The organism is Pseudomonas sp. LS44 (assembly GCF_024730785.1).
GTDB lineage: Bacteria > Pseudomonadota > Gammaproteobacteria > Pseudomonadales > Pseudomonadaceae > Aquipseudomonas.
Genome location: NZ_CP102830.1, coordinates 3,674,838 through 3,699,997, shown reverse-complemented (window position 1 = coordinate 3,699,997; position 25,160 = coordinate 3,674,838). Strand labels below are relative to the sequence as shown.

The following is a 25,160-nucleotide window of genomic DNA, read 5'->3' as shown; positions in this document are numbered from 1 at the left end:
GCGATTCTTCGCCTGCGTGAGGTGTGTGAATGTCGGAGTTGCGGCGAGCGGAAGGGGGCGGCGGCCTATATGAGCGGTTGCTGCACCGGCTGGCCTTGGCCCTCGACGAGGCCGATAGCGCCGAGCGGCTGCGCAACGAGTCTCCCGGGGAGCTCGAGTTGCAGGGTCTCAGTCCGGCCGAAGTCGAATTGATCCAGGCGTACATGGCTCACGATCTGCGCTGGTTGAGTGGCTGGCACGCCGCTGCGGAGGAGTTGGCGCTGATCGAACGCAAGCCGCTGCGCCCGGCCAAATCGTTACGCAATGGCCAGCACCCAACGATCCGCGTGCCGGGGCGAGTCAAGCCCTTGGCCAGGCGTCATCAATGTTTGAGCTGTGCGCTGTGTGGCACTCCGGCCGATTGGCGTCCCGGGCAAGGCATCCGCGGTTGTGCGGTGTGCGGTTCGCGACTGTTCCGCGCCAGCAGTCCCCGTTAGGCTAAGGCCCCTCAAGGGGGGCTGATGCTGATTCGCTATATTTTCAAACAATTGTTATTGCCGCCGGGCGGGCTACTGCTCCTCATGCTGGCGGCCTGGTGGATGCGCCGGCGCTTTCCGCGCCTGGCCCGTGCGTGTTTCGTGCTCGGCTTCGGCGGCCTGTGGCTGATGAGCCTGCCGATCATGGTCGAGTGGTCGGCCGCCCTTATCGAGCGCGAGGCGCCGTTGCTGGAGGCGCAGTGGCCCGGTCTGGCCCAGCGCGCCGATGCAATCGTCGTGCTGGGCGGCGGTCGGGAGCCGGGCGATCCAGCGTGGGGCAGTGATCAGCCGGCGTTCGCGGCCGTCGAGCGTCTGCGTTATGCGGCGCGCCTGGCGAAAGCCAGCAATCTGCCGGTGCTGACCAGCGGTGGCCTGCCGTATGGCAAGCCGCCCAGTGAAGCCGCACTGATGGCCGACAGTCTGGCCCGCGATTTCGGCGTGATCGCGCGCTGGCAGGAAGAACAGAGCCATACCACCTGGGAAAATGCCCGCGACAGTGCCGAATTGCTGGCAGGGCAGGGCATCCGGCGGATCGTATTGGTCACCCAGGCCAGCCATATGCCGCGGGCGCGCTGGTGTTTCGAGCAGGCCGGCTTCGAGGTGATCGTCGCGCCGTTTGGTTATCTCAGTGTGCCGAATGGGCGCCCGGGCGGTGGTTGGCTGCCGGAAGGCAAGGCGCTCTGGCAGAGCACTCAATTGCTTAATGAAGTGCTCGGGCAATTGGTGTATCCGCTGGTCTATCGCTGAAAGCGGTAGACCAGCAGCCAGCTTCAGAGCGTTTTGGCCATCCGGCTGGCCAGCAGCGCCCAGGCGAGTAACAGGAGGCAGAGCACCGCCAGCGGCCAGCCGCGCCAGTACAGGTACGGCGTCAGCTGCTGCATCGGCACCACTTCGCCATACAGCACGCCTGGCTGGAACTGCGGGATTTGCGTGGTGATCTGGCCGAACGGGTCGATCAGTGCGGTGACCCCGTTGTTGGTGGCGCGAATCATCCAGCGGCCGGCTTCGAGGGCACGCATCTGCGCCATCTGCATGTGCTGCAACGGGCCGATTGAGGTGCCGAACCAGGTGTCGTTGCTGACCGTCAGGAGCAATTGGCTCTGCGCGGCGAGACCGGCAGCGAACTCCGGGTAGACCACTTCGTAGCAAATGTACGGGGCGATGCTGTAGCCCTTGGCCTGTAGCAGGGGTTGGTCGGCTGGGCCGCGGGCGAAGTCCGACATCGGCAGGTCGAAGAAGGCGATCAGACCGCGCAGCACATCCTGCAGCGGCACGTACTCGCCAAACGGCACCAGTTTTTGCTTGAGGTAGGTGCCCTGGCCTTCGCCGGTCACCGTGATGCCGTTGTAGTAGCGCTTTTCGCCTTCCGGAGTCAGCTGGCGGATCGGTACGCCGGTGATCAGCGCCGCCTGGCGATCCTGGGCGAAACGGCCCATCACCCCAAGAAAACCTTCGGCAAACTCCTTGAGCACCGGCACGGCGGTTTCCGGCCAGACGATCAGGTCGGTGCGCCGAGCGCTGAAGCTCATGTCGCGGTACAGCTGGAGCTGCGCCTCCAGTTGCGCGGGCTCCCATTTCATCTGTTGGGCGACATTGCCTTGGATGGCGGCGACACTCAGCGGCGCGCCCGCTGGCACGGTCCAGGCATGACCCTTGAGCGCCAGGCCGGCGATCCACGGGCCGAGCAACAGGACCACGCCAAGGGCCAGGAACAGCTTGCGCGTGCGCAGCTTGAACAGATTGACCAGCAGCGCCGCCGTCAGCGCCAGAACGAACGACACCAGCCACATGCCGCCAATCGGCGCGAGGCCGGCGAGCGGTCCGTCCAGCTGGCTGTAGCCGGCATACAGCCAGGGGAAGCCGGTGAGGAACCAGCCGCGGAACGCTTCCTGGGTCAGCCACAGGGCGGCAAAGGCCAGCGCGTCAGCCAGCGGCGCCTCGTTGCGGCGCAGCCAGCGCGCCCAGAGCCAGGCCGGCACGGCGAAGAAAAAGGCAATTGCGGCACTGAACGCGATGGTCAGGAAAGCCGCCAGTGGCATCGACGCGGCGCCGTAATCGTGAATGCTCACATAGATCCAGCTGGTACCTGCCGCGAACAGGCCGAAGCCGAACAGCCAGCCACGCCACAACGCCTGCCGTGGGGTCAGCTGGCGCAAGCCCACGTAGAACAGGGCGAGCGACAGCAGGGTCAGCGGCCACAGATCAAACGGTGCCAATGTCAGCGGCGTGAGGGCGCCGGCCGCTAGGGCCAGGAGATTGCCGGGCCAGCCGGGGCAGGTAATCCAACGCATCGTGTGCAGGTCCTTGGATTGGAAAGGGCGAGTCGAGCCGTGCGGGAACCGTATTTACAGGAATCCAGGCGAGCTGGCGATATGGACTGTGATTCGAAGCATGGGCGCGGCAGGCATGAGGTCTGCCTCCGGTGCGCTCACAGGCGTGCTCGTGGCGGGGTCAATCTGGCGCTCGGCAGAGTTGCCGAGCGCCAGGCGATGCAAACCTACTGATCCAGCGGCGTCAGGCGCAGCAGGTGAATCCGCCGGCTATCGGCGCTGAGCACGCGGAAGCGGAAATCGCCGATCTCGGTCACTTCGTTGCGCTTGGGCAGGTGGCCGAAGGAACTCATCACCAGGCCGCCGACGGTGTCGAACTCGTCGTCGCTGAACTGGCCCTTGAAGGTCTCGTTGAAGTTCTCGATCGGCGTCAGTGCCTTGACTAGGAAGTCGCCACTGGGCAGCGGCTTGATATAGCTGTCTTCCTCAACATCATGCTCGTCCTCGATATCGCCAACGATCTGCTCGAGCACATCCTCGATGGTCACCAGGCCGGCGACGCCGCCGTACTCGTCGATGACGATGGCCATGTGGTTGTGGTTGGCGCGGAACTCGCGCAGCAGCACATTGAGGCGCTTGGACTCCGGCACGAAGGTCGCCGGGCGCAGCAGATCCTTGAGGTTGAAGACCTGGTCGGCATTCTGCAGCACCAGCGGCAGCAGGTCCTTGGCGAGCAATACGCCGATCACGTCATCGAGGCTTTCGCCAAACACCGGGTAGCGTGAGTGGGCGGATTCGATGATCGCCGGGAGAAACTCGCTGGGCATGTGGCTGGCCTTGATGCTGACCATCTGCGAGCGCGGCACCATTATGTCGCGTACCTGCAGATCGGCGACCTGGATGGCGCCTTCGACGATAGCCAATGCTTCGCTATCGAGCAGCTTGTTCTGGTGGGCTTCCCGCAGCAACTCGAGTAGCTCCTGGCGGTTCTTCGGCTCATGGGCAAAGGCCTGGGTGATTTTTCCCAGCCAGGACCTGTGCCCGTTGCTCGATCGATCTTCGCTCATATGTCCTTGCTCAGTGTTTGCTTATTCGTCATCGCGATAGGGGTCGGGATGACCCAGTTCGGCCAGCAATTGTCGTTCCAGGGCTTCCATCTCTTCGGCTTCGACTTCGTCGATATGGTCGTAGCCGAGCAGATGCAGGCAGCCGTGGATGACCAGATGCGCCCAATGCGCCTCGCTGGTCTTGCCCTGTTCCGCTGCTTCGCGCTCGACGACGGCAACGCAAATCACCAGGTCGCCAAGCAGCGGGATATCCAATAATTCGTCGGGAACTTCGGCAGGGAAGGACAGCACGTTGGTGGCGTAATCCTTGTGCCGGTAGGTGCTGTTCAGCTCGCGCGCTTCCGCTTCATCGACCAAGCGGATGGTCAGCTCGGAGTCGGCGCTGCGCTGGCGCAGGGCCAGTTCGCACCATTGCTGGAACTGGCTGATGGTAGGCGTAGCGGTTTGGGTGGCAACCTGCAGATCCAGCTCAAGCATCGTTGCCATTCGCCTCGTCGTCGACCTTGCCGTGCATACGGTTGTCGTACCGTTCATAGGCCTCGACGATCCGTTGCACCAGCGGGTGGCGAACCACGTCCTTGGATTTGAAGTGGGTAAAGGAGATGCCCGGAACTTCGTGCAGGACATCGATCACGTGGGTCAGACCCGAGCGCGTGCCGCGCGGCAGGTCGACCTGGGTGATGTCGCCGGTGATCACCGCGGTGGAGCCGAAGCCGATCCGGGTAAGGAACATCTTCATCTGTTCCAGAGTGGTGTTCTGGCTTTCGTCGAGGATGATGAAGCTGTTGTTCAGCGTACGACCGCGCATGTAGGCGAGCGGGGCGACTTCAATGATCTGTTTCTCGATCAGCTTGGCGACCTGCTCGAAACCGAGCATTTCGTAGAGCGCGTCGTATAGCGGACGCAGGTACGGGTCGATCTTCTGCGACAGGTCGCCTGGCAGGAAGCCGAGCTTCTCGCCCGCTTCGACCGCTGGACGCACCAGCAGGATGCGTCTGATCTGCTCACGCTCCAGGGCATCCACCGCGCAGGCTACCGCCAGGTAGGTCTTGCCAGTACCGGCTGGGCCGATGCCGAAATTGATATCGTGCTCGAGGATCGATTTGACGTAGCGCTGCTGGTTAGCGCCGCGCGGGCGGATGCTGCCCTTGCGTGTGCGCAGGGTGACACTGGGCTCGACGCTGGGATTGACCAGCTCTTCGATGCCGGATTCCTGCAGGAACAGATGGACCATGTCCGGCGACAGTTCAGTCGCCTGCGTCTCGCGGTACAGGCGGCGCAGCAGTTGCTCGGCGGCGTGGGTTTTTTCCACCGCGCCAAGCAGTTCGAATTGGTTACCGCGATTGCGGATTTCGATGCCCATGCGCTGTTCGATCAGGCGCAAATGCGCATCGAACTGTCCGCTGAGGTTGGCGAAGCGGAGCGCTTCGAAAGGTTCGAGGGTGAAGCGAAGAGGCTGTGTGGGTGCGTTCAATGTGGTGTGAGGCCGCCAGTCGGCTGGGGTGATAAGACGAAGAATAAACCCAGGCGCGCGACTGTGAAAGTCGCAGCGCCTGCGGCTTTAGTGCAAGGTCGTGGCATGCGCGCCGTCGCCACGCAGCGAGCCGCGCAGTGAGTGGGGATACGCCTCGTCGATATGCACATCGACGAACTGGCCAATCAGGCGGGGATTGTCGCAGCGGAAGTTGACGATTCGATTATTCTCGGTGCGGCCGGTGAGCATGCCAGGGTCGCGTTTGGAATAATCGTTGACCAGGATGCGCTGAACGCTGCCAACCATCCGTCGGCTGATCTCGAAGCCGTGCTGGTTGATGCGTTGCTGGAGGATGTTCAGGCGCTGCTTCTTCAGCTCTTCCGGGGTTTCATCGAGCATGTCCGCGGCTGGAGTGCCGGGTCGCGAGCTGTAGATGAAGGAATAGGAGAAGTCGAAGCCAACGTCCTCGATAAGCTTCATGGTCTGCTCGAAGTCTTTTTCGCTCTCGCCGGGGAAGCCGACGATGAAGTCCGAGCTGATGCAGATGTCCGGCACCGCGGCGCGCAGCTTGCGGATCCGCGACTTGTACTCAAGCGCGGTGTGATTGCGTTTCATCGCGGCGAGAATCCGGTCGGAGCCGGCCTGCACCGGCAGGTGGACGAATTTGACCAGCTCCGGCACTTCGGCGTGCGCGGCGATCAGTGCGTCGGAAAATTCCAGCGGGTGCGACGTGGTGTAGCGGATGCGGTCGATGCCGTCGATGGTCGCGACGATGCGGATCAGCTCGGCAAAATCGGCGATGCGGCCATCCTGGGTGGCGCCGCGGTAGCCGTTGACGTTCTGGCCAAGCAGCGTCACTTCACGCACGCCGTGCTCGGCCAGGTGAATGACCTCGGCCAGCACATCGTCGAGCGGGCGGCTGACTTCTTCGCCGCGGGTATAGGGCACCACGCAGAACGTGCAGTATTTGCTGCAGCCTTCCATGATCGACACGAAGGCGCTGGGGCCCTCGACGCGCGGTTCGGGCAGGCGATCGAATTTTTCGATTTCGGGGAAGGAGATGTCGACCTGCGCGGTCTTGGTGCTGCGCGCGGCGTCGATCATCTCCGGCAAGCGGTGCAGGGTTTGCGGGCCGAAGACCACGTCGACGTAGGGTGCGCGGTCGCGGATCGCGGCGCCTTCCTGGCTGGCCACGCAGCCGCCGACGCCAATCACCAGGTCCGGGTTGGCCAGCTTCAACTCGCGCCAGCGGCCCAGCTGGGAGAACACTTTCTCTTGGGCGCGCTCGCGAATCGAGCAGGTGTTGAGCAGGATCACGTCGGCTTCGGCCGGATTCTCCGTGACTTCCAGAGCCTGATGTTCGCCCAGCAAATCGACCATGCGCGAGCTGTCGTACTCGTTCATCTGGCAACCGTGGGTTTCGATGTAAAGCTTCTTGGTCATGCGCGTTCGTCGGCAGGTTCACAGGACCGCGCATTATAGGGCGCGCGCGGCTGGCTTCCTAGCGTAGTGCGTCGGAACCCTGTGGTATGATGCGCGCCCTCATTTTTCCCCGCCGTCAGTCTTCCTTTTATGAGCAAGCGCGAACCCATCTACAAGGTGATTTTTCTTAACCAGGGCCAGGTCTTCGAGATCTACGCCAAACAGATCTATCAAAGCGATCTGTGGGGTTTTCTCGAGGTGGAGGAGCTGGTTTTCGGTGAGCGCACCCAAGTAGTGGTCGATCCCAGCGAGGAAAAGCTCAAGGCGCAGTTCGACGGTGTGGTGCGCAGCTTCCTGCCGATGCATGCCATCGTGCGCATCGATGAAGTCGAGCGCCTGGGTATCCCGAAAATCAGCGAAGCACGTGGCAGCAGCAACGTCATGCCGTTTCCGGTGCCAATGCCGGAAAAGTAAGCGCTAGGAGACAGGCTGAGCGGCCGGCTTTACCTGTCCGGCGTCAGGGCGACAGGGGTGGCGGCGGTAGCGGGGCGAACGGTGTGGTGCCGTCGGCGGTCTGCAACTCTTGCAGATAACTGCGGAAGATTTGCCCTAGTACCTGAGTAGCAATTTCCAGTTCATCGCTGCGCATCTGCGCGGCGACCAGGTCGGCGCTATCCATGGCGTCTTCGGCGCCGTTGACGGCAGCCATCTTCAGCACGATATAGGCCTGCACATTGTTGGCTGGCACGCCTTCGCCGCGGAAGAACATCATCCCCAGACGTGATTGAGCCAGCGCGTGGCCTTGTAGCGAGGCTTGTTCGAACCAGTTCAATGCTTGACTGAGATCGCGTGGAGCGCGTTGGCCGTCGTAATAGAACTCGCCGAGCTCGTACTCGGCCTGTACGTCGCCGTTTTGCGCGGCTTGCCGGCAGGTGGACAGCGCGTCGGCCAGGGCTTCGGGCGCGGTATTCAGCGTGCAGCGGCCAGTCGCTGGAATCAGCAGGGAGTTACCGCCCGCTTGAGCCAGCAGGGGCAGGATAAGCATCAGGCAGCCCCAGAACAGGCTGCGGCCGGTGCGATTCATGGAAATCCAGACGCCTCAAAAACCGAGCGGGCGGTAGGCCCACCGACGAAACGCGTCGGCTTTCACATTATGAAATAAGCGGGCTCGTTCTTACAAAGGCTTTACTTGCTTTTCTGCGCCGACGATCAACGGCCTGGCCATCGGCGCAGTGCGCCTCATTTCAGTGCAGCGAAGGCGCGCTCGGCGGCATCCAAGGTGATCTTCAGCTCGGCATCGCCGTGGGCGATGGAGGTGAAACCGGCCTCATAGGCACTCGGTGCCAGGTACACGCCACCATCCAGCATCAGGTGGAAGAAGCGCTTGAAACGCTCGGCATCGCTGGTCATTACGTCGGCGAAGGTAACGATATCGTCGGCCCCGCTGAAATACAGGCCAAACATGCCGCCGGCCTGAGTGGTGACGAACGGGATGCCGGCCGCATCGGCGCGATTCTGCAGGCCTTGCAGTAGATGGCTGGTGTAGTCGCTCAGCTCGGCATGGAAGCCCGGACGGCTGATCAGTTTGAGGGTGGTCAGGCCGGCGGCCATCGCCAACGGGTTACCGGACAAGGTGCCGGCTTGGTAGACCGGGCCGAGCGGGGCGATCCGCTCCATGATCTCGCGCTTGCCGCCGAAGCAGCCGACCGGCATGCCGCCGCCGATGATCTTGCCGAAAGTCGACAGGTCCGGAGCGATGCCGTAGTGCGCCTGGGCGCCGCCGAGGGCGACGCGGAAGCCGGTCATCACTTCGTCGAAAATCAGCACCACACCATGTTTGTCGCATTGTTCACGCAGGCCTTCGAGAAAGCCCGGCGCCGGCGGTACGCAGTTCATATTGCCGGCCACTGGTTCGACGATGATGCACGCGACCTCCTGACCGACTGCGGCCAGGCATTCTTCTACCGCATCAAGATCGTTGAACGGCAGAGTCAGGGTGTGTTTGGCGAAGGCCGCCGGCACGCCAGCGGAATTCGGCACGCCTTGGGTCAGGGCGCCGGAGCCGGCTTTGACCAGCAGGCTGTCGGAATGGCCGTGGTAGCAGCCTTCGAACTTGATGATGCTGTCGCGGCCGGTGAAGCCTCGAGCCAGACGGATGGCGCTCATGGTCGCCTCGGTGCCGGAGCTGACCATGCGTACCATTTCCATCGACGGCACCAGCGTGCAGACCAGGTCGGCCATCTCCACTTCCAGCGCGGTCGGCGCGCCGTAGGAGAGGCCGTGTTCGAGCTGCTTGCGCACCGCCTCGAGGACGTCCGGGTGGCTGTGGCCGAGGATCATCGGGCCCCAGGAGCCGACATAGTCGACATAGCGCTTGTCGTCCTCGTCGGTGACGTAGGCGCCGGCGGCGTGCTTGAAGAACAGCGGCGTGCCACCGACGCTCTTGAACGCGCGCACCGGCGAGTTGACGCCGCCGGGGATGTGTTTCTGGGCGTTGGCGAACAGGGTTTCCGAACGGGACATGGCGAGGCTCTCTAAAGCGGAATCAATGAGTGTCGAACAGGGCGCTGAAGGCGCGCGCGCGGAGTTCGACTTCGAGGGCTGAGTCGGCGGCGAATAGCGCATGGATCACCGCGATCGAGCTGGCGCCGCGGGCGATCAGGGCGGCGGCATTGGTGTGGCTGATGCCGCCAATCGCGACGATCGGCAGTGTGAAGCGGCGCCGCGCCTCATCCAGCAGTTCGACGTTGGCGGCTGGTGCACCGGGTTTGGTGGTCGAATTGAAGAAGCGGCCGAAGGCGATATAGCTGGCGCCATCGGCGACGGCTTGGGCGGCGAGTTCCAGCTGTGCATGGCAGGTGGCGCCAACTATGGCCTGCGGGCCGAGGCGCTGACGGGCGACGGCGAGTGAACCATCGTCCTGGCCGAGGTGCACGCCAGCGCCGAGTTGCGCGGCCAGTTCGAGGTCGTCGTTGATCAGCAGCGTTGCTTCGTAGCGTGCGCAGAGATCGGCCAACGCGCCGGCTTCGTCCCGGCGTCGGCCGGTGTCGGTGGACTTGTCGCGGTACTGCAACAGTCGGGCGCCACCGGCCAGCGCGGCTTCGACGTAGGGCAACAGCTTGCCGCCAGCCAGCAGTTGGCTGTCGGTAATCGCATACAGGCCGCGCACGGAATGGCTCACGAACAGCTTTCCATCAAAGGTCATCCAGCGGCAGGCGGCGCGGCACGAACTGCCCGCGGCCCGGTTGCTCGGCATCGCGCAGGGTGCGCCAGGTATAGGCCAGCGCCGTTTGCACCGCGCTGACCAGGTTTTCGCCGTGCGCCAGGCGACCGGCCAAGGCGCTGGCCAGGGTGCAGCCCGAGCCATGGTAGCTGCCTGGCAAGCGCTGGCAGGTGAAGGTGTGCTGGCTGCCGTCGCGGGAGTACAGGCGGTTATGCACTTCGCTCTCGTCGCCGTGGCCGCCGGTGATCAGCAGGTGTTGGATATACGGCAGCAGCTTCTCCGCGCACTGATCGGCGCTGCCGTCTGGCAATTCGGCGAGGATGCGCGCTTCCGGCAAATTCGGCGTGGCGATGCTGGCGATCGGGAACAGTCGCTCGCGCATCGCGTAGCCGACTTCATCCTTGCCCAGCGCACCGCCGCCGCCGGCGCGCAACACCGGATCGCAGACCAATGGCACGCCCGGCAGGCGCTGCATGATTTCCAGCACGGTTTCGACCATCTGCACCGAGCCGAGCATGCCCAGTTTGACTGCGGCGACCGGCAGGTCGGCGATCACCGCATGGGCCTGGGCGAGCACCCATTCGCGGTCGAGCACGCGAAAGTCGGAGACGTTGACGGTGTCCTGCACGGTGAGTGCGGTGACCGTCGGAGCGGCGTGGCAACCCTGAGCGAGCAGGGCTTCGATATCCGCCTGCAGACCGGCGCCGCCACTAGGGTCGTGGCCGGAGAGGCAGAGAACAACGGGGCGTGAGGTATAGGTCGTCATGGTGCGCGAGCTTATCATTTTTCCGTTATTCGGGGCTTTATTGACCGGGTTGTCAGCTATTTGCCGGACACCGACAGGCGGTATTCCGTCCAGATCGCTATGTTAAAGTGTCGGCCTTCTAATAATCAGGTTCTGCGCACCGGCATCACTATGGGGAGGAGTCTCCGACGCAGCGCGACAGGACTTTGCGGGGGCAGCATGCGGCATAGCCTGTTTCTCATGTTCTGTTTGCTGGCGAACTTCTTTTCCCCGAGCCTTGCCGGCGCTGTCGAGTTCGACGAACACACGCGCCAACTCCTACTCGGTCGCCATGTCTACGTGTTCGAAGACGTGCGCGGCGACGCCAACATCGACGAAATCACCTCGTCCGCCCTGCAAACCAGCTTCCGCCGTCTGGATCAGGATGTCCTGAACGCCGGTTATTCGCGCTCGGTGTTCTGGTTGCGCGTGGATTTGAACTTTCGCCCGCAAGTGTCGCGTGGTCAGCAGGCCTGGTTGCTGGAGCTGGCCTACCCGCCGCTCGACCATGTCGATCTGTACCTGGCCGATGAGCGTGGCGGCTTCCAGCTTATCCAGCGCACCGGCGACGCGCTGCCGTTCTCCAGCCGGCAGATTCGCCAGAACAACTATCTCTTCGAACTCAACCTGCAGCCGGGTCAGCCGCAGCGCGTGTACTTGCGCCTGCAAAGCCAGGGTTCGATCCAGGCACCGCTCAGCCTGTGGGCGCCGACAGCTTATCTGGAGGCGCAGCCGGGGCGCATCTATGTGCTTGGCATCATCTACGGCGTGTTGCTGGTGATGCTGATCTACAACCTGTTCATCTATCTGAGTGTGCGCGACACCAGCTACCTGTATTACATCTTCTATATCGCCTCGTTCGGCTTGTATCAAGTGTCGGTGAATGGCGCCGGCATCGAGTATTTCTGGCCCAACAGTCCCTGGTTGGCGAACGCCGCGACGCCTTTTTTGATCGGCTCGGCGGCGCTGTTCGGCAGCCAGTTCGCGCGCAGCTTCCTGCATACCGCCGAGCACAGCCCGTGGGTCGATCGCAGCCTGTGCACGATGATGGGGCTGGGGGGCTTGGCGATGGCCCTGGCGCTCACCGCCAGCTACGGCTTGTCGCTGCGCTGGGCGACCACGGTGGCCCTGCTGTTCACCGTAGTGATCTTCACCGCGGGCATTTCCGCCTGGCGCCGCGGCATGCGCGTGGCGCGTTATTTCATCATCGCCTGGAGCGCCTTCCTGCTCGGCGGCATCGTCAACACCCTGATGGTCCTGGGCTATCTGCCGAACATGTTCCTGACCATGTATGCCAGCCAGATTGGTTCGGCGATCGAAGTCGGTCTGCTGTCGCTGGCGCTGGCCGACCGCATCAACGCGATGAAGGAGGAGCGCGCGCGGATTCTCTACGAGTCCGGGCGCAAGCTGGAGGCGCTGAACCAGGAGCTGGCCAACAGCAACCGTCTCAAGGACGAGTTCCTCGCCACAGTCACCCATGAGCTGCGCACGCCGATGAACGGGGTGATCGGTTCGCTGGAACTGATGCAGACGGTGGCGCTGGACAGCGAGCTGGCGCAGTACCAGAAGACTGCGGCCAGCTCGGCGCGCGACATGATGCGGATGGTCAACGACATCCTCGCCCTCACCGAACTGCAGGCCGGCAAGCTCTACCCCCGGCGCGAGCCGTTCAGCCTACGTGGGCTGTTCGACGGTGTGCGCGCCCAGTTCGCCCCGCACGCCGAGGTCAAGGGGCTGAGTTTTGTCGTGGAGCTGGATGACAGTCTGCCCGACACCCTGGAAGGTGATGCCGGCAAGTTGGCCCAGTGCATCGGCTATCTGCTCGACAACGCGATCAAATTCACCGCCAGCGGCGGCGTGCGCTTGCGCGTTCGGCGGGCGCGGACCGAGCAGGAAAACCTGCCGCTGTGCATCGAGGTGGTCGACACCGGGATCGGCTTTGCGGTCGCCGACTCCGGCCTGTATCAACGCTTCCATCAACTGGATGGCTCGATGACGCGCGCCTATGGTGGCCTGGGTGTCGGTCTGGCGATCTGCCGCCAGCTGGTCGGTTTGCTCGGCGGCGTACTCGACCATCAATCCTCACCGGGTAAGGGCAGCCGTTTCCAGATATCCCTGCCACTCTCCCTGCCGGCCCAGGTGGCGCAGGCGCTCGAACCGAAACGCCCGAGCGGCGCGCGGTTTCGGCATCCCGAGCAATGCACGGTGCTGGTCGTCGAGGACAATGCGATCAACCAACTGGTGACCCGCGGCATGCTCCTTAAGCTCGGTTATCAGGTGCGTTGTGCCGACAACGGCGCGCAAGCCCTCGACCTGTTGCGTGAAGAACGCGCCGACGCGGTGCTGCTCGATTGCCAGATGCCGGTGATGGATGGCTTCGCCACGTGCCGGGCGTTGCGCGCATTGCCGGGTTGCGCAGATCTGCCAGTGCTGGCGATCACCGCGCACAGCCACAGCGGCGATCGCGAGCGCTGTTTGGCTGCGGGGATGAGCGATTACCTGGCCAAGCCGGTGAAGTTCGATGCCCTGCAGTTGCTGCTCGAAGCCTGGCTGCTCTATCAGCCGGCGGGTAAAACCGAAGCCTGAGCCGCTCGTCGCGACAATATTTCGCGGCCCCGGCTATCGGCCGCGCGGCCTCTGTTATGCCGGCTTAGCACCGTAGGATGGGTCGGGCTGTTCTATCAGCCGGTGGATACCAGCGAAGATTGAGGCCTGCGGCGACATTCCCGGGGGTCGCGGCCATGGGTTGCTCCTAATGCACGCGGCCTTTATCGGTGCGGTTTTGGCGTAAATCCCACTTTCTGCAAAGTCTGAATCCTGATTCACTGAAGAAACTCTGAATCAGGATTCACGCTATGGCCTATCGCACCTCCGAAGCCCGTCAGGATCGCGACCTCGAACTGCGCGAGCGGATTCTCCATTGTGCGCTGCAGCGCGTGGTGGTCGGCGGGTTCGCCGCGCTGACCATGCAGGCGTTGGCCGAAGATGTCGGTATCGCCACCGGCAGCCTGTATCGGCACTTTCGCGGCAAGGGCGAGTTAGCTGCCGAGGTCTTCGCCCGCGCCAGTCAGCGCGAAGTGGAGGCGCTGGCCGCCGCCTTGCGCGGCCCCGGTTCGGTCATCGAGCGTCTGGCCGCCGGGGTCGAGCAGTTCGCCGCGCGAGCCTGGCATAGCCGGCGCCTGGCCTTTGCGCTGATCGCCGAACCGGTCGATCCGGAAGTCGACGAGCAGCGTCTGCTGTATCGCGAAGCCTATGCCGGACTGTTTATCGAGCTGCTTGACGAGGGCGTGCGCAGTGGCGCGCTGCGGGTCAGTCAGATCTCCTTGAGCGCCGCCTGCCTGGTCGGTGCCATCGCCGAAGCGCTGGTCGGGCCGCTGTCGCCGCCGGCCCGGGCGGCGCGCGAATCGGGACGGCCGAGCCTGGAGCTGGCCGACGTCAGCCAGGCCCTGGTCACCTTCTGCCTGCGCGCCGTGGGCGGGCAATTGCCAACTGAGGAGAAATAACCATGAACCTGCATCAGTTCGCCGAAACCCACGAAGTGCTCAATCAGGTGCCGCCACTGGATGGCGCCAATCTGTATCGCGTTGATCTGCCGTTGCAGGAGTGGACGCGCCGCTTCGGCGGTGGTTGGGCCGAATCGCGCATCGACGCCTATGGCGCGCTGGCCGGTGGGCCGCTGATGGCCGCCGGCTTCCTCGCCAACGAGAACAAGCCGGTGTTCAAGAGTCATGACCGCTACGGCCATCGCATCGATCTGGTCGAGTTCCACCCGGCCTACCACGAACTGATGCGCACGGCCATCGAGCACGGCCTGCCGTCCATGCCCTGGACCGATCCGCGCGCCGGGGCCCAGGTCGCCCGTGCCGCGATGAGTTATCTGCACAGTCAGGCCGAGGCCGGCAGCGGCTGTCCGCTGACCATGACCTACGCCAGCGTGCCGGCCCTCAAGTTGCAGCCAAACATCGCCGAAGCCTGGCTGCCGAAGATCCTTTCCACCCAATACGACCCGCGCAACCTGCCGATCGGGCAGAAGAGCGGTGCCACCATCGGCATGGCGATGACAGAGAAGCAGGGCGGCACCGATGTGCGCGCCAACACCACCAAGGCCTATCCGGTGGGCATTCCCGGCCCGGGCCAGGCCTACGAGCTAGTCGGCCACAAGTGGTTCTGCTCGGCGCCGATGTGCGACGCGTTCCTCACCCTGGCCTACACCGACAAGGGCCTGACCTGCTTCCTGCTGCCGCGCCACCGTCCGGACGGCAGCCGTAACGAGTTCTACATCCAGCGCCTGAAGAACAAGCTGGGCAACTGGTCGAATGCCTCCAGCGAGGTGGAGTTCCGCGGTGCGCTGGCCTGGATGGTCGGCGAGGAAGGCCGTGGCGTGCCGACCATCATCGAGATGGTCGCGCTGACCCGCTTCGACTGCATGGTCGGCTCCAGCGCCTTGATGCGCCAGGCGCTGAGCCAGGCCGCGCACCACTGCGCGTACCGTCAGGTCGGTGGCCGGGTGCTCGCCGAGCAGCCGCTGATGCAGAACGTGCTGGCCGATCTGGCCCTGGAAAGCGAGGCAGCGTTGGCGCTGACCATGCGCATGGGCAAGGCGCTGGACAACCCGCACGACGCCCAGGAAGAGAAGTTTGCCCGCCTGGTCACCGCGGTTGGCAAGTATTGGATCTGCAAGCGCGCGCCGGCGATGGTCAACGAGGCTGCCGAATGCATGGGCGGCGCCGGCTATGTCGAGGAGACCATCCTGCCGCGGCTGTACCGTGAAGCGCCGGTCAACTCGACCTGGGAGGGTTCGGGCAACGTACAGTGCCTGGACGTGCTGCGCGCGCTGTCCAAGGAACCGGGCGTGCTCGACGCGCTGTTCGCCGAACTGGGCGACGGCCATGGTGACAAGCGCCTGGCTGGTTTTATCGGCAAACTCAAGGCCGGCTTTGCCGACACCGTCGACATCCAGTACCGCGCCCGCCAACTGACTGAAGAAGTCGCCGTGGCGCTGCAGGCCAAGTTGTTGCTCGAAGCGGGCAACAGCACGGTCAGCGATGCCTTTATCGCCAGCCGCCTGGGTGAGGGCGGGCGCGTGTATGGCACCTTGCCGCGCGGGATCGATGTCGAGGCGCTGGTGGCGCGTGCCACGCCGCATCTGATCTGACGCTCTTGTGGGTAGCCCGGATGCAATCCGGGATGAACCGACGCGTGGCCATCCCCGGATTGCATCCGGGCTACGCGCTGTGAAGCGCGGTGGGTGATCCGTCGCCGGATCATCCGAAACGCCGCCGTGCGATAGCGCCCGGCGGCGGCAAAGGTGCAAGATAGGGCGGTATTTCCCCGTCAGGAAGTTGCCCGTGACTGCTATTGCCCCCCACGATTTCATCGTTGCCACCACCCCCGAAGAGGCCGTCGAGCGCCTTGCCGTCCTGCACCGTCAGGCCGCCAGCGGGCTCAGCCAGGCGCTGAGGCGGTATATCAAGGAACGCGTGGGGCCCGATGAGGCGTCTCGTGGTCAGTTCCGCTACCCCGAGCTGCGCCTGACCTATCACTGCCAGGGCGAAGTGCCGAGCACCACGCGGGCCTTTGCCAAGGTTCAGGTACCGGGTGTTTACAGCGTCACCGTGACTCATCCGGACGCCTTCCGCGGTTATCTGCTCGATCAGCTGCGGCCGCTGATGGAGGATTTCACCGTCACCGTGGAAGTCGGCACCAGCCAGCAGAACATTCCGTATCCCTACGTAGTCGACCAGGGCGACGAACTCGCCGGCTCCGGGGTGACCGCCGCCGAATTGGCTCGGGTGTTCCCCAGCACCGACCTGTCGGCCGCCACCGATGGCGTGGCCGACGGCCTGTACGACTGGGAGCATGCCGACCCGATGCCACTCGCACTGTTCGATGCGGCGCGGGTGGATTTCTCCCTCAAGCGCCTGCAGCACTACACCGGCAGCGACTGGCGGCACGTGCAGCCGTGGATTCTGCTGACCAACTATCACCGCTACGTCGACCAGTTCATCCGCCACGGCCTGGCGCAACTGCGCGACAACCCGCGCTACATGCGCATGGTGCTGCCGGGCAACGTCGTCATCGAGCGCGGCACGTCCGAGGACGATGCCCAGGCGGTGGCTGACGCGGTGGTCTGGCACCGCTACCAGATGCCGGCTTACCACCTGATCGCCGCCGACGGCCACGGCGTGACCCTGGTGAATATCGGCGTCGGTCCGTCCAACGCGAAGAACATCACCGATCACCTGGCCGTACTGCGCCCGCATTGCTGGCTGATGATTGGCCACTGCGGCGGCCTGCGTCAGTCGCAGACCATCGGCGACTACGTGCTGGCCCACGCCTATATGCGCCGCGACGGCATCCTCGACCGCGTGCTGCCGCCGCACATCCCGCTACCGGCCCTGGCCGAGGTTCAACAGGCGTTGCAGGAAGCCGCGGCGACGGTCACTGGCGAGCATGGCGAAGCCCTCAAGCGGCGCCTGCGCACCGGCACCGTGCTGACCTACGACGACCGCAACTGGGAGTTGCGCTGGGCCCAGGAGCGCCCGTTGATCAACCTGTCGCGGGCCGTGGCGGTGGACATGGAAAGCGGCACCATCGCCGCCCAGGGCTATCGTTTGCGCGTGCCGTACGGCACCTTGCTGTGCGTCTCGGACAAACCACTGCATAGTGAAATCAAGCTGCCCGGTGCCGCTGGCGCCTTCTATGAGCGGGCGGTAACCCAGCACCTGCACATCGGCATCGCCGCGTTGGAGCTGCTGCGCAGCCAACTCAACTCGCTGCACTCACGCAAACTGCGCAGCTTCGACGAGCCACCGTTCCGCTAACGCGCGGCTTCCGTCTAGGTACGTAGGTTGGCGCTGAGCAAAGCGATGCCCAACAGCGATGTTTGACGCGATAGGTGTGCTGCGCCAGCCACCGCTCGTTGGGCATCGTCGCTGCGCTCCTCAGCCCAACCTACAGGGCGGGTGCAACGCGCCAATTGTTCTGGCGGGTCACGCCGTCGCCGCCAAGGCTTCGAGAAAACTCTCCAAAACCAGATGCGGGCGTCGTCCCTTGCGCGTCACCGAAGCCAGGCTCAGGTCGTAGAAGCGGTGGGCCGGCTTCAGCGCACGCAATCGCCCCTGCTGCACCCAGAACGCCGCGTAGTGATCGGGCAGGTAACCGATAAAGCGCCCGGTGAGGATCAAAAAGGCCATACCTTCGCGGTCCGAGGCACTGGCCGTGCAGTTGAGCGCCTGGTAATGCGCCTGGATCTCGCCGGGTAGGCGAAACGTCGGCGCGATGGCGTCCTGGCTGTTCAGCCGTTCATCGTCGAGCTGCGCGTCGTCGGCGTAGAACAGCGGATGGCCGACCGCGCAGTACAGCAGCGAGCGCTCGTCATACAGCGGCTGGTATTCCAGACCGGACAGCGCGCCGGCCTGCGGCACCACACCGACGTGGATGCGCCCGTCGAGCACGCCCTGTTCCACTTCGCTGGGCGGCGTCATGCGGATGTTGATGCGCACGTCCGGGCCGCGCTCCTTGAGGCGCGACAGGGCGTTAGTGATGCGCATGTGGGCGATGGTCACCAGGTTATCGGTGAGGCCGATGTTCAGCTCGCCGCGCAGATGGCGGTGCAGGCCGTTGACCTCGGTGCGAAAGCTTTCCAGCGCGCCGAGCAGCTGCAATGACGAGTGATAGACCTCGCGGCCTTCCTCGGTCAGGGCGAAGCCGGCACGACCGCGCTGGCACAAGCGCAAGCCGAGGCGCTGTTCGAGGTCGCTCATCTGCTGGCTGATCGCCGAGCGGCCGATGCCCAGCGCGCTTTCCGCCGCGGAGAAACCGCCGCACTCGACCACGCTGCGGAACAGCCGCAGCAGGCGGATATCGAAGTCGCTGACCTGCGCCAATGGGTCTTGCCGATGGGTGCTCATTGTTTAGCTGGCTCTAACCTAAAGATTGGAAAATCTGAATTTTCCTGACTTTAGGCCCGTGGCAACTTGATCGGCAAGCGCATTCCGTTCCCTCTCCCGTGTGCGGGAGAGGGCTAGGGAGAGGGTGGCGGCGCTGATTCAGATCGCCCCCTCTCCCCCGGCCCCTCTCCCATAAATGGGCGAGGGGAGACCAGACCGACAAGAGGCCCGTCATGAACCTGCCGCAATCCGCCACCCCGACCATTTCCAGCCAGCTCAAGCTGGACGCGCACTGGATGCCGTTCACCGCCAACCGCAACTTCCAGCGCGACCCGCGGATTATCGTGGCCGCCGAAGGCAGCTGGCTGGTCGACGAGCACGGGCGGAAGATCTACGACAGCCTGTCCGGCCTGTGGACCTGCGGCGCCGGCCATTCGCGCAAGGAAATCCAGGAAGCGGTGGCCAAGCAGCTCGGCACCCTCGACTACTCGCCGGGCTTCCAGTACGGCCACCCGCTGTCCTTCCAGCTCGCCGAGAAGATCGCCGACCTGCTGCCGGGCGAGCTCAACCATGTGTTCTTCACCGGCTCCGGCTCTGAGTGCGCCGACACCGCGGTGAAGATGGCGCGCGCCTACTGGCGCCTGAAAGGCCAAGCCAGCAAGACCAAACTGATCGGCCGCGCCCGTGGCTATCACGGCGTCAACGTCGGCGGCACGGCGCTCGGCGGCATGGGCGGCAACCGCAAGATGTTCGGCAGCCTGATGGACGTCGACCACCTGCCGCACACCCTGCAGTCGCATCTGGCGTTCACCAAGGGCCAGGCCGAGACCGGCGGGGTCGAACTGGCTAACGAGCTGCTCAAACTGATCGAACTGCATGACGCGTCGAACATCGCCGCGGTGATCGTCGAGCCGATGGCCGGTTCCGCCGGCGTCATCGTCCCGCCGCAGGGCTACCTGCAGCGCCTGCGCGAAATCTGCGACGCCAACAACATCCTGTTGATCTTCGACGAAGTGATCACCGCCTTCGGGCGCATGGGCAAGGCCAGCGGCGCCGAGTACTTCGGCGTCACCCCGGACATCATGAACGTCGCCAAACAGGTCACCAACGGTGCCATCCCGCTCGGTGCGGTGATCGCCTCCAGCGAGATCTACCGCACCTTCATGAACCAGGCCACGCCCGAGTACGCGGTGGAATTCACCCACGGCTACACCTACTCGGCGCACCCGGTCGCCTGCGCCGCCGGCCTCGCCGCGCTGGACCTGCTGGCCAAGGAAAACCTGATCCAGCAATCCGCCGAACTGGCGCCGCACTTCGAGCAGGCGATCCACGGCCTGCGCGGCAGCAAGCACGTGGTCGACATCCGCAACTGCGGCCTGGCCGGCGCCATCCAGCTCGCCCCGCGCGACGGCGACGCCATCGTGCGGCCGTTCGAGATTGGCATGGCGCTGTGGAAAGCCGGCTTCTACGTGCGCTTCGGCGGCGACTGCCTGCAGTTCGGGCCAACCTTCAACGCCAAGCCCGCCGAACTGGATCGCCTGTTCGACGCGGTTGGCGAAGCGATCAACCAGGTCGCCTGACGCGTCAACCGTAGGGCGGGTGCAACCCGCGCGGGTTTCACCCGCCCTACAGATTTTCCTCCCCTCTCCCATTTATGGGAGAGGGGCCGGGGGAGAGGGCCGGGCCCAGCAGCAAAGCCACCCTCTCCCTAACCCTCTCCCTAACCCTCTCCCGTAAACGGGAGAGGGGACTACTTCTGCGGTGGACGCCTGTGTGTCTTCCCCGCCTGAATCGAGAACAAGGACCACCCCATGAGCCACATCCCGCACCTGATCAACGGCGAACGCGTCGCCGGCCAAGGCCGCAGCGCCGCCGTCTACAACCCGTCCACCGGCGAGGCGATCCGCCAGGTGCCGCTGGCCGACGACGCCACCGTGCAACTCGCCATCGACGCCGCCAAGGCCGCCTTCCCGGCCTGGCGCAACACCCCGCCGGCCAAGCGTGCCCAGGTGCTGTTCCGCTTCAAGCAACTGCTCGAGCAGAACGAGGCGAAGATCGCCCAACTGATCAGCGAAGAGCACGGCAAGACCGTGGAAGATGCCGCCGGCGAACTCAAGCGTGGCATCGAGAACGTCGAGTACGCCTGCGCCGCCCCGGAAGTGCTGAAGGGCGAGTACAGCCGCAACGTCGGCCCGAACATCGACGCCTGGAGCGACCAGCAGCCGCTCGGCGTGGTCGCCGGCATCACCCCGTTCAACTTTCCGGCCATGGTGCCGCTGTGGATGTATCCGCTGGCCATCGCCTGCGGCAACTGCTTCATCCTCAAGCCCTCCGAGCGCGACCCGAGCTCGACCCTGCTGATCGCCGAACTGTTCCACGAAGCCGGCCTGCCCAAGGGCGTGCTCAACGTGGTGCACGGCGACAAGGGCGCGGTCGACGCGCTGATCGAGGCGCCGGCGGTCAAGGCCATCAGCTTCGTCGGCTCGACGCCGATCGCCGAATACATCTACAGCGAAGGCGCTAAGCGCGGTAAGCGCGTGCAGGCCCTCGGCGGCGCCAAGAACCACGCCGTGGTGCTCGGCGACGCTGACCTCGACAACGCGGTCAGTGCGCTGATGGGCGCCGCCTACGGCTCCTGCGGCGAGCGCTGCATGGCCATCTCGGTGGTGGTGGCAGTCGGTGACCAGGTCGCCGATGCGCTGATCGCCAAGCTGGTGCCGCAGATCCAGGCGCTGAAGATCGGCGCCGGCACCACCTGCGGCCTCGACATGGGCCCGCTGGTCACCGCCGCGGCGCGCGACCGCGTGGTCGGCTACATCGACGACGGCCTCAAGGCCGGCGCGGAACTGGTGGTCGACGGCCGCGACCTGCGCGTTGCCGGGCACGAGGACGGCTTCTTCGTCGGCGGCACGCTGTTCGACAAGGTCACTCCGGACATGCGCATCTACCAGGAAGAAATCTTCGGCCCGGTGCTCTGCGTGGTGCGCGTCAACAGCCTGGAAGCCGCCATGCAGCTGATCAACGACCACGAATACGGCAACGGCACCTGCCTGTTCACCCGCGACGGCGAAGCCGCCCGGCTGTTCTGCGACGAGATCGAAGTCGGCATGGTCGGCATCAACGTACCGCTGCCGGTACCGGTCGCCTACCACAGCTTCGGCGGCTGGAAACGCTCGCTATTCGGCGACCTGCACGCCTACGGCCCGGACGGCGTGCGCTTCTACACCCGCCGCAAGGCCATCACCCAACGTTGGCCGCAGCGTGCCAGCCATGAGGCGGCGCAGTTTGCGTTTCCGAGTAATGGTTGATGTAGGAAGTTAAAGCGGGAAACAAAAAGGCCGGTCGAGAGACTGGCCTTTTTTATTTGCGGCGATGGGTATCGCTGCGCTCAACCCATCCTACGAACTAGATCAACCGCCAGGGCGGGTGTCTGCAGATCGGCCGCCACAGGACGAGCCATCTTTTGCTGTCTGCCAACTATGGTCGCAAGAGCCAGCGAAGGCAGTTGACGCAAACAAGCTAAACAGAACTACGGTGAACAACTTCTTCATATTCATACCATCCGTTTGGGCGCCAGAAATCAGGCGTTCTCGGACTGTAGCTGGGCAGCATTCTGGTGACCAATAGATAATTCCCATGCCATTGATATGGGAATTATAAGGAGTCATATGGCGGCTGACTTTTTTGTCCTTGCGTGGAGAAAGCTACTGTGTGATGTGCAACTCAACCGAACGCCGCGTTAGGCCTACGCGATGAGCTATTCGTCGTCATCGTCATAACCGTAGTCATCCTCATCGTCCTCTGATGTCACCGCCCCATCGCCACCTTCGACATATGACTGACACCCCTCATTGAACGAGTTGGAAGGGGTATCGCAAGCCGACTCGTCGTCGATGTCGTTTTCCTCCGCCCAGTCGTAACCAGCCTGATGGCCTGAGCAATCGTCCGTGCATTCATAGTCATCGAAGCTATCGGCGCTCACCTCTTGCAGGGCTCCTAGTAAAAATATCGTGGCCAGAACAAGGGATTTCATTTTCTCTCCAAGATAAGTGGCCCATCCTACGAGCTACCAGGGGTGGAGCTGGGCATGGGTGGCTAGCATCTGGTGCATGGTCCGAAGATCATTCCATAGAAATAGAGCGGGATGCCGATCAGCATGGCCAGGCCAACAATCAGCAACCAGATAGTGGCGAGTACGACCTGTGCCGTCTTCGGGAGGATACTCCAGAGCCACTTACCGAACCTGACCGTGGGATGGTGCAGGAAGATCAGATACAGGGAGATCGCGAGTAACAGGCCTACGAAGAAAGCAATGGTGACCCACATGCTCAACCTCCGGGCCTGAGGAGCCCCAGGCCAATCCGCACCATCTAAGTTTTGGGGCGATCAGACGCCACTGGTTAGCCATGTAGGGTAGATGACGTTTTTTCATTCACCGGCCCTTTCGATGGTTTGATGGTTCCCACGCTCCTGCGTGGGAACCATCAACGGGGCGGGCGCGGCTGGTTCGCTCGCGGCTCGGCGAAGTGCGTTCGCCGGAGGGTAAGGCGCGGGAGGAGTGGGTTTTGATCAGGCGCTGACCTGAGCCGCGTAGCCAAGCTCCTGGATGACCTCGCGGATCGATTCAGCACTTTCTGTGCTCTCAACCGTCACCTTGCCGGCCGCTCGATCCACTTCTACCTGTGCGTCCCGATCCAGTGCCTGGATGGCCTTCGTGATTTTGCTGACACAGCTGCCACAGCCCATCCCGGTAACCTGCAGAGAAAACATATATCACCTCACTGATTGAACGGCGGAGTGGCCGTACGACCAGCATCAACCCTCCCGCTCTGGGAAGGTCAAGTGATTGCCAGATTCTCGATGGTTCCCACGCTTCTGCGTGGGAACTCAGCCAGGGACGCTCCGCGTCCCGAAGCCTGGACGCTGGGGCATCCGGGGCGGCATTCCCACGCGGAGCGTGGGAATGATCAACTGGGCGGGAGCGGCTGGGTTGGGGGGCAGAAAAGAAAAAGGCCAGTCGCGAGACTGGCCTTTTTCGTGGATCAGAGGCGCGGCTGGGATCAGCGAGTAGGGTGGATGTCGCTTTTTACATCCACCGGCTCTCGGTGGAAAACGCTTCGCGGTTTTCCACCCTACGGTACGGGGCGGCAGCGTGGTTGCTTGCTGGGGCTTGATGGCTCCCACGTTCCTGCGTGGGAGCGCGCGCAAAGAAAAAGGCCAGTCGCGAGACTGGCCTTTTTCGTGAAGCAGCAGCTAGGGCGTGATCAGCCTTGCAGCTCGATTACGTCGAACTGCACCGCCGGCGAGACATCGGCGTCGTAGTCGACGTCGTCGCGCTCGAAGCCGAACAGCTTGAGGAACTCGTGCTTGTAGCCGGCGTAGTCGGTGAGTTGGAACAGGTTCTCGGTGGTCACTTGCGGCCACAGGGCCTTGCAGGCGTCCTGTACGTCGTCGCGCAGTTCCCAGTCGTCGAGGCGCAGGCGTTGTTCTTCGTCGGTCTCCGGCGCCTGGCCGTCTGCGCGGTAGAGGCGGTCGCGGAACAGGCGGTTGAGCTGGTCGCCGGTGCCTTCGTGCAGGCCTTTGTCCTTCATGATCTGGAAGACCATGGACAGGTACAGCGGCATCACCGGGATGGCCGCGCTGGCCTGGGTGACCACCGACTTCAGCACCGCCACGTTGGCGCCGCCGCCGTTGAGTTTCTGCAGGCGCGCGTCCAGACGCTTGGCGGTGTTGTCGAGGTCGACCTTGGCTTGGCCCAGAGCGCCGTGCCAGTAGATCGGCCAGGTGATGGCGGTGCCGATGTAGCTGAACGCCACGCTGCGCGCGCCTGGGGCCAGCACGTCGGCTTGCTCAAGGGCGTCGATCCACAGTTCCCAGTCCTGGCCGCCCATTACGGTGACGGTGTCTTCGACTTCCTGCTCGGTGGCCGGCTCGATCGAGGCTTGGACGATGGTGTCTTTGTTGGTGTCGATGGCGGTGGAGGTGTAGGGTTCGCCGATCGGCTTGAGCGCCGAGCGCTTGAGTTCGCCGGTGCTTGGCAGTTTGCGCACTGGCGAGGCCAGCGAGTAGACGACCAGGTCGACCTTGCCGCCCATTTCGTTCTTGATCAGCTCGATGGCTTGGGCGCGGGCTTCATCGGAGAAGGCGTCGCCGTTGATCGAACGGCTGTACAGACCGGCTTGTTTGGCGAACTTGTCGAACGCGGCGGCGTTATACCAGCCGGCGGTGCCGGGCTTGGTGTCGCTGCTGGGCTTCTCGAAGAACACGCCGAGGGTGTCGGCACCGAAGCCGAACGCGGCGGTGATCCGCGCGGCCAGGCCGTAGCCGCTGGAGGCACCGATCACCAGGACCTTTTTCGGTCCGTCAGTGCGTACGCCTTGGGCGCGGGTTGCTTCGATCTGGTCGCGGACGTTGAGCTCGCAACCCAGCGGGTGCGTGGTGGTGCAGATGAAGCCGCGGACTTTGGGATGGATGATCAACTTGTCTACCTCGTCTGGGAGTGCGCCTGGCGGA

Annotated in this window: 23 protein-coding genes; 9 read left to right on the top strand and 14 right to left on the bottom strand. The window is 63.9% G+C overall.

Annotation, left to right across the window (positions count from 1 at the left end; all coding sequences use genetic code 11):
• Window positions 1–29 precede the first annotated feature (29 nt).
• Entirely contained in the window at window positions 30–476 is a 447-nt protein-coding gene (locus NVV93_RS16580) for a hypothetical protein (RefSeq protein WP_258251738.1), read from the top strand.
• 24 nt (window positions 477–500) lie between these two features.
• Window positions 501–1,262 (top strand): YdcF family protein, encoded by a 762-nt coding sequence (locus NVV93_RS16575; protein ID WP_258251737.1) that lies wholly within the window; start codon window positions 501–503, stop codon window positions 1,260–1,262.
• A gap of 23 nt (window positions 1,263–1,285) precedes the next feature.
• Here the strand turns inward: NVV93_RS16575 and lnt are convergent, their stop codons facing one another.
• From lnt to miaB, 5 genes are all read right to left on the bottom strand, one after another.
• Window positions 1,286–2,806: an apolipoprotein N-acyltransferase gene (lnt, locus tag NVV93_RS16570; RefSeq protein WP_258251736.1), complete on the bottom strand. Its 1,521-nt coding sequence runs from the start codon at window positions 2,804–2,806 to the stop codon at window positions 1,286–1,288.
• A gap of 206 nt (window positions 2,807–3,012) precedes the next feature.
• On the bottom strand, window positions 3,013–3,852 hold the full coding sequence (locus NVV93_RS16565; protein ID WP_258251735.1) for an HlyC/CorC family transporter: 840 nt from the start codon (window positions 3,850–3,852) through the stop codon (window positions 3,013–3,015).
• Window positions 3,853–3,873: 21 nt separating this feature from the next.
• Window positions 3,874–4,329 (bottom strand): rRNA maturation RNase YbeY, encoded by a 456-nt coding sequence (ybeY, locus tag NVV93_RS16560; protein ID WP_258254400.1) that lies wholly within the window; start codon window positions 4,327–4,329, stop codon window positions 3,874–3,876.
• Complete coding sequence (locus NVV93_RS16555; RefSeq protein ID WP_258251734.1) at window positions 4,322–5,326, bottom strand: PhoH family protein; 1,005 nt, start codon at window positions 5,324–5,326, stop codon at window positions 4,322–4,324. The genes ybeY and NVV93_RS16555 overlap by 8 nt, the downstream gene beginning before the upstream one ends.
• Before the next feature lie 87 nt (window positions 5,327–5,413).
• A complete protein-coding gene (miaB, locus tag NVV93_RS16550; protein ID WP_258251733.1) occupies window positions 5,414–6,769 on the bottom strand; it encodes a tRNA (N6-isopentenyl adenosine(37)-C2)-methylthiotransferase MiaB in 1,356 nt (451 codons plus the stop codon).
• Between the two features lie 129 nt (window positions 6,770–6,898).
• On the opposite strand from miaB, the gene NVV93_RS16545 reads away from it, so the two are divergent.
• Entirely contained in the window at window positions 6,899–7,222 is a 324-nt protein-coding gene (locus tag NVV93_RS16545; RefSeq protein ID WP_258251732.1) for a DUF1820 family protein, read from the top strand.
• A gap of 43 nt (window positions 7,223–7,265) precedes the next feature.
• Here NVV93_RS16545 and NVV93_RS16540 read toward each other — a convergent pair whose 3' ends face one another.
• From NVV93_RS16540 to NVV93_RS16525, 4 genes are all read right to left on the bottom strand, one after another.
• Window positions 7,266–7,832 (bottom strand): tetratricopeptide repeat protein, encoded by a 567-nt coding sequence (locus NVV93_RS16540; RefSeq protein WP_258251731.1) that lies wholly within the window; start codon window positions 7,830–7,832, stop codon window positions 7,266–7,268.
• Window positions 7,833–7,987: 155 nt separating this feature from the next.
• Window positions 7,988–9,271, bottom strand: a complete 1,284-nt coding sequence (hemL, locus tag NVV93_RS16535; RefSeq protein ID WP_258251730.1) for a glutamate-1-semialdehyde 2,1-aminomutase — start codon at window positions 9,269–9,271, stop codon at window positions 7,988–7,990.
• A gap of 22 nt (window positions 9,272–9,293) precedes the next feature.
• Window positions 9,294–9,929, bottom strand: a complete 636-nt coding sequence (gene thiE / locus NVV93_RS16530; protein ID WP_258251729.1) for a thiamine phosphate synthase — start codon at window positions 9,927–9,929, stop codon at window positions 9,294–9,296.
• Between the two features lie 13 nt (window positions 9,930–9,942).
• The gene (locus tag NVV93_RS16525) at window positions 9,943–10,737 is read right to left on the bottom strand and encodes a hydroxymethylpyrimidine/phosphomethylpyrimidine kinase (RefSeq protein WP_258251728.1); all 795 of its coding nucleotides are present in this window, start codon (window positions 10,735–10,737) and stop codon (window positions 9,943–9,945) included.
• Between the two features lie 198 nt (window positions 10,738–10,935).
• Here NVV93_RS16525 and NVV93_RS16520 point away from each other — a divergent pair, with 198 nt between their 5' ends.
• From NVV93_RS16520 to amn, 4 genes are all read left to right on the top strand, one after another.
• Window positions 10,936–13,341: a 7TM diverse intracellular signaling domain-containing protein gene (locus NVV93_RS16520; RefSeq protein ID WP_375162896.1), complete on the top strand. Its 2,406-nt coding sequence runs from the start codon at window positions 10,936–10,938 to the stop codon at window positions 13,339–13,341.
• Between the two features lie 269 nt (window positions 13,342–13,610).
• Window positions 13,611–14,258: a TetR/AcrR family transcriptional regulator gene (locus NVV93_RS16515; protein ID WP_258251727.1), complete on the top strand. Its 648-nt coding sequence runs from the start codon at window positions 13,611–13,613 to the stop codon at window positions 14,256–14,258.
• Between the two features lie 2 nt (window positions 14,259–14,260).
• Window positions 14,261–15,910, top strand: coding sequence for an acyl-CoA dehydrogenase family protein (locus NVV93_RS16510; RefSeq protein WP_258251726.1), 1,650 nt, complete (start codon window positions 14,261–14,263; stop codon window positions 15,908–15,910).
• Window positions 15,911–16,103: 193 nt separating this feature from the next.
• A complete protein-coding gene (gene amn / locus NVV93_RS16505) occupies window positions 16,104–17,579 on the top strand; it encodes an AMP nucleosidase (protein ID WP_258251725.1) in 1,476 nt (491 codons plus the stop codon).
• Window positions 17,580–17,747: 168 nt separating this feature from the next.
• Here amn and NVV93_RS16500 read toward each other — a convergent pair whose 3' ends face one another.
• On the bottom strand, window positions 17,748–18,668 hold the full coding sequence (locus NVV93_RS16500; RefSeq protein ID WP_258251724.1) for a LysR family transcriptional regulator: 921 nt from the start codon (window positions 18,666–18,668) through the stop codon (window positions 17,748–17,750).
• 212 nt (window positions 18,669–18,880) lie between these two features.
• Between NVV93_RS16500 and NVV93_RS16495 the strand changes: the two genes are divergently transcribed.
• Together NVV93_RS16495 and NVV93_RS16490 are read left to right on the top strand one after the other, a co-directional pair.
• Window positions 18,881–20,227 carry an aspartate aminotransferase family protein gene (locus NVV93_RS16495; RefSeq protein WP_258251723.1) on the top strand — a complete coding sequence of 449 codons (1,347 nt, stop codon included), beginning with the start codon at window positions 18,881–18,883 and terminating at the stop codon, window positions 20,225–20,227.
• A 231-nt stretch (window positions 20,228–20,458) separates the two neighbouring features.
• Complete coding sequence (locus NVV93_RS16490; RefSeq protein WP_258251722.1) at window positions 20,459–21,955, top strand: CoA-acylating methylmalonate-semialdehyde dehydrogenase; 1,497 nt, start codon at window positions 20,459–20,461, stop codon at window positions 21,953–21,955.
• A 449-nt stretch (window positions 21,956–22,404) separates the two neighbouring features.
• Here the strand turns inward: NVV93_RS16490 and NVV93_RS16485 are convergent, their stop codons facing one another.
• The 4 genes from NVV93_RS16485 to fabV form a co-directional block, all read right to left on the bottom strand.
• A complete protein-coding gene (locus NVV93_RS16485) occupies window positions 22,405–22,680 on the bottom strand; it encodes a hypothetical protein (protein WP_258251721.1) in 276 nt (91 codons plus the stop codon).
• A gap of 62 nt (window positions 22,681–22,742) precedes the next feature.
• Window positions 22,743–22,973: a hypothetical protein gene (locus NVV93_RS16480; protein WP_258251720.1), complete on the bottom strand. Its 231-nt coding sequence runs from the start codon at window positions 22,971–22,973 to the stop codon at window positions 22,743–22,745.
• A gap of 243 nt (window positions 22,974–23,216) precedes the next feature.
• Window positions 23,217–23,417 (bottom strand): heavy-metal-associated domain-containing protein, encoded by a 201-nt coding sequence (locus tag NVV93_RS16475; RefSeq protein ID WP_258251719.1) that lies wholly within the window; start codon window positions 23,415–23,417, stop codon window positions 23,217–23,219.
• A 494-nt stretch (window positions 23,418–23,911) separates the two neighbouring features.
• Window positions 23,912–25,126 carry an enoyl-ACP reductase FabV gene (fabV, locus tag NVV93_RS16470; RefSeq protein ID WP_258251718.1) on the bottom strand — a complete coding sequence of 405 codons (1,215 nt, stop codon included), beginning with the start codon at window positions 25,124–25,126 and terminating at the stop codon, window positions 23,912–23,914.
• Window positions 25,127–25,160 lie beyond the last annotated feature (34 nt).

What these genes read in the sequence shown, in the direction of transcription:
- NVV93_RS16580 (WP_258251738.1), top strand. Translation starts at nt 30, where the DNA reads ATGTCGGAGTTGCGGCGAGCGGAAGGGGGCGGCGGCCTATATGAGCGG.
- NVV93_RS16575 (WP_258251737.1), top strand. Translation starts at nt 501, where the DNA reads ATGCTGATTCGCTATATTTTCAAACAATTGTTATTGCCGCCGGGCGGG.
- lnt (WP_258251736.1), bottom strand. Translation starts at nt 2,806, where the DNA reads ATGCGTTGGATTACCTGCCCCGGCTGGCCCGGCAATCTCCTGGCCCTA.
- NVV93_RS16565 (WP_258251735.1), bottom strand. Translation starts at nt 3,852, where the DNA reads ATGAGCGAAGATCGATCGAGCAACGGGCACAGGTCCTGGCTGGGAAAA.
- ybeY (WP_258254400.1), bottom strand. Translation starts at nt 4,329, where the DNA reads ATGCTTGAGCTGGATCTGCAGGTTGCCACCCAAACCGCTACGCCTACC.
- miaB (WP_258251733.1), bottom strand. Translation starts at nt 6,769, where the DNA reads ATGACCAAGAAGCTTTACATCGAAACCCACGGTTGCCAGATGAACGAG.
- NVV93_RS16545 (WP_258251732.1), top strand. Translation starts at nt 6,899, where the DNA reads ATGAGCAAGCGCGAACCCATCTACAAGGTGATTTTTCTTAACCAGGGC.
- NVV93_RS16540 (WP_258251731.1), bottom strand. Translation starts at nt 7,832, where the DNA reads ATGAATCGCACCGGCCGCAGCCTGTTCTGGGGCTGCCTGATGCTTATC.
- hemL (WP_258251730.1), bottom strand. Translation starts at nt 9,271, where the DNA reads ATGTCCCGTTCGGAAACCCTGTTCGCCAACGCCCAGAAACACATCCCC.
- NVV93_RS16525 (WP_258251728.1), bottom strand. Translation starts at nt 10,737, where the DNA reads ATGACGACCTATACCTCACGCCCCGTTGTTCTCTGCCTCTCCGGCCAC.
- NVV93_RS16520 (WP_375162896.1), top strand. Translation starts at nt 10,936, where the DNA reads ATGCGGCATAGCCTGTTTCTCATGTTCTGTTTGCTGGCGAACTTCTTT.
- NVV93_RS16515 (WP_258251727.1), top strand. Translation starts at nt 13,611, where the DNA reads ATGGCCTATCGCACCTCCGAAGCCCGTCAGGATCGCGACCTCGAACTG.
- NVV93_RS16510 (WP_258251726.1), top strand. Translation starts at nt 14,261, where the DNA reads ATGAACCTGCATCAGTTCGCCGAAACCCACGAAGTGCTCAATCAGGTG.
- NVV93_RS16500 (WP_258251724.1), bottom strand. Translation starts at nt 18,668, where the DNA reads ATGAGCACCCATCGGCAAGACCCATTGGCGCAGGTCAGCGACTTCGAT.
- NVV93_RS16495 (WP_258251723.1), top strand. Translation starts at nt 18,881, where the DNA reads ATGAACCTGCCGCAATCCGCCACCCCGACCATTTCCAGCCAGCTCAAG.
- NVV93_RS16490 (WP_258251722.1), top strand. Translation starts at nt 20,459, where the DNA reads ATGAGCCACATCCCGCACCTGATCAACGGCGAACGCGTCGCCGGCCAA.
- NVV93_RS16485 (WP_258251721.1), bottom strand. Translation starts at nt 22,680, where the DNA reads ATGAAATCCCTTGTTCTGGCCACGATATTTTTACTAGGAGCCCTGCAA.
- NVV93_RS16480 (WP_258251720.1), bottom strand. Translation starts at nt 22,973, where the DNA reads ATGTGGGTCACCATTGCTTTCTTCGTAGGCCTGTTACTCGCGATCTCC.
- NVV93_RS16475 (WP_258251719.1), bottom strand. Translation starts at nt 23,417, where the DNA reads ATGTTTTCTCTGCAGGTTACCGGGATGGGCTGTGGCAGCTGTGTCAGC.